General features: G+C 76.1%; 2 protein-coding genes. Both read left to right on the top strand.

Annotation, left to right across the window (positions count from 1 at the left end; genetic code table 11):
* Nucleotides 1-45: 45 nt before the first annotated feature.
* Nucleotides 46-2,517 (top strand): DUF7402 domain-containing protein, encoded by a 2,472-nt coding sequence (locus GSF02_RS18340; RefSeq protein ID WP_159798805.1) that lies wholly within the window; start codon nt 46-48, stop codon nt 2,515-2,517.
* Nucleotides 2,514-3,243 (top strand): glycosyltransferase family 2 protein (locus GSF02_RS18335; protein ID WP_159798804.1); only part of this gene is annotated, 730 nt, incomplete at its 3' end. The genes GSF02_RS18340 and GSF02_RS18335, both read left to right, overlap by 4 nt.

Genomic DNA, 3,243 nt, shown 5'->3' with positions numbered 1-3,243 from the left:
GGTCGTCGCCGACCGCGCGGGCGCCTGACACCCCGAGGAGGGGCGATGAGAACCAGGCGATGGCGCCACCGCGCAGCGGCGGTGGTGGCGACGGTCACGAGCGTGGCGCTCGCCGGCGTGGCGGTCCCGACGTGGGTCGCGGCGACGGCGGCCGCGGCCGAGGGGTGCGGGGGCGCCCTGCAGGTCGTCGCCCACGAGGACGACGACATCCTGTTCCAGAGCCCGGACCTGCTGCACGACGTGCGCGCCGGCACGTGCGTCACCACGCTGTTCCTCACGGCGGGCGACGCGGGCCAGCCGCAGTCGTACTGGGGCGGGCGGGAGGACGGTGCCCGGGCGGCCTACGCCGCCATGGCCGGCGGCTCCGGGCGCACCTGGTCGACGACGACCGTGACCCACGCCGGCCACCCGGTGACGCGGTCGCGGCTGTCCGGCACGGGCATCGACCTGCTGTTCCTGCGGCTGCCGGACGGCTTCCTCACCGGCACCGGGTACCCCAGCACGGGCCGGCAGTCGCTGGAGCACCTGTGGACCGGCGCCGACGTCGAGATGGACACGGTCGACGGCGCCGCCTCCTACACGCAGGACGAGCTGCTCGCCGTCATCCGCGCCGTCGCCGAGGCGTACGGCCCCACCGTGGTGCGGCTGCAGGACGACACCGAGGTGGACACGAACGACCACTCCGACCACCGGTTCGGGGCGCGCTTCGCGCTGGCGGCGCTGCGCGGCTTCCCCGCGCAGGTGGTCCGCTACCGCGACTACATGATCTCGAGCCAGCCCGAGAACGTCAGCGGCCAGGACTACGCCGACAAGCTCGCCGCCTTCCGCGCGTACGCCGCGCACGACCCGGCGGTGTGCCAGGGCGACCCGACCTGCAGCCGGGGGACGGTGGAGGGCGCGTGGATCCCGCGGCAGTACACGGTGACCACGCCGGCGCCCGTCTACACCCCGCCGGCCCCGCAGTACCAGGGGCCCACCGGAATCACCACGCCGGCCGGGAACCTGGCGGGCAGCGCCCAGATCCTGGCGTCGTCCGAGGACCGCGCGGAGGGCTCGGTCGCCGCGGCGGCCGCCGACGGCGTCGTCTCCGGCTACCCCGCCGACCCGGCCAAGGAGTGGTCGAGCCGCGAGGGCCGCGCCGGCGAGTGGCTGCAGTACCGGTGGACCGCGCCCGTGACCGTGGCCCGCGTGGTGCTGTTCGACCGGCCGAACACCGACGACCAGGTGACGAGCGGGACGCTGACGTTCTCGGACGGGTCGACGGTCGCCGTGCCGGCGCTCGCGAACGACGGGGCGCCCGTGGAGGTGCGGTTCACCGCCCGGGCGACCACGAGCGTCCGGCTGCTGGTCACGGGCACCTCGGGCGCGACGGTCAACGTGGGCCTGGCGGAGATGCAGGTCTTCGGCGCGTCGTCGGGGCCCGACCCGTCGCCGTCGCCATCACCCTCCCCGAGCCCCTCCCCGAGCCCGTCGCCGAGCCCGTCGCCGTCGGCGCCGGCGGGGCAGAACGTGGCGGTCTCGGCGACGGCGACCGCGTCGTCGCAGAACGCGGCGGACGGGCAGGTGGCGGCGCGGGCGATCGACGGCGTGGCCGACGGCTACCCGGGTGACTGGACCAAGGAGTGGGCCACGCAGGGTCAGCGCACCGGGGCGTGGCTGCAGCTGACCTGGGCCTCGGCCCAGCGGGTGGACCGGGTGGTGCTGCACGACCGGCCGAACACCAGCGACCGGGTGACCGGTGGGACGCTGACGTTCTCGGACGGCTCGACGGTGGCGGTGCCGGCGCTGACGGACGACGGGTCGCCGGTCACGGTGACGTTCCCCGCGCGCTCGACCACGAGCCTGCGCCTGACGGTGACCGGCACGTCCTCGTCGACGATCAACGTGGGCCTCGCCGAGCTCGAGGTGCGCGCGGCCGGCGGCTCCACGACGACGCCGACACCCACCCCCAGCCCGTCGCCGAACCCCACGCCGACGCCCACGCCGACCCCGACTCCCACGCCGACCCCGACTCCCACGCCGACCCCGACTCCCACGCCGAGCCCGTCGCCGAGCCCGAGCCCGTCGCCGTCGACGCCGGCGGGGCAGAACGTGGCGGTCTCGGCGACGGCGACCGCGTCGTCGCAGAACGCGGCGGACGGGCAGGTGGCGGCGCGGGCGATCGACGGCGTGGCCGACGGCTACCCGGGTGACTGGACCAAGGAGTGGGCCACGCAGGGTCAGCGCACCGGGGCGTGGCTGCAGCTGACCTGGGCCTCGGCCCAGCGGGTGGACCGGGTGGTGCTGCACGACCGGCCGAACACCAGCGACCGGGTGACCGGTGGGACGCTGACGTTCTCGGACGGCTCGACGGTGGCGGTGCCGGCGCTGACGGACGACGGGTCGCCGGTCACGGTGACGTTCCCCGCGCGCTCGACCACGAGCCTGCGCTTCACGGTGACCGGCACGTCGTCCTCCACGCTCAACACCGGGCTCGCCGAGCTGCAGGTGCTGACCGCGTCCGGAGCCGCCTCGTGACGGGCCGCCACGCCGCGCCCCGGGTGAGCGTCGTGCTGCCCGTGCTCGACCCCGGGCCGCCCCTGCGCGACGCCCTCGGCTCGGTCGTCGCGCAGACCGTCACGGACTGGGAGGCGATCGTCGTCGACGACGGCTCCGCCGAGGACCTGTCGTGGGTCGAGGCGGTCGACCCGCGCGTGCGGCTGCAGCGCATGGAGCACGCCGGCGTCTCGGCCGCGCGCAACGCCGGCGCCCGCGCCGCCGCCGGGGCATGGGTCGCCTTCCTGGACCACGACGACCTGTGGGCGCCGACCAAGCTCGAGCGCCAGCTGCAGGGGCTGGCGCGCACCGGCGCCGAGCTGTCGCACACGGCGTTCACGTGGGAGCACGTCGCCGACGACGGCACCGCGTCGGCCTGGGTGCGGTCCTACCCCGCGCGGCTCACCTACGAGGCGATGCTGGTCGGCGACCACGTGTGCACCTCGAGCGTCGTGGTCGACCGGCGCCTGCTGCTCGACGTCGGCGGCTTCGACGCGCGGCTGCGGCGCGCCGAGGACCTCGACCTGTGGCTGCGCCTGCTGCGCGACCGCACGGTGTTCGACGTGGTCGACGACCCGCTCGTCACCTACCGCACGCACTCGCGGGGCGCGTCCGCCGACTACGAGGACACGTTCGTGCGCCGCCGCGACGTGCTGCGCCGCCACCTGGCGGCGGCCCGGCGGGCGGGCGACCGGCGGGTCGCCGCCG

It is taken from the genome of Puerhibacterium puerhi (genome assembly GCF_009846865.1).
Lineage (GTDB): Bacteria > Actinomycetota > Actinomycetes > Actinomycetales > Cellulomonadaceae > Puerhibacterium > Puerhibacterium puerhi.
The sequence above is the reverse complement of the archived record's forward strand: the minus strand, read 5'-3'. Positions and strand labels throughout refer to the sequence as shown.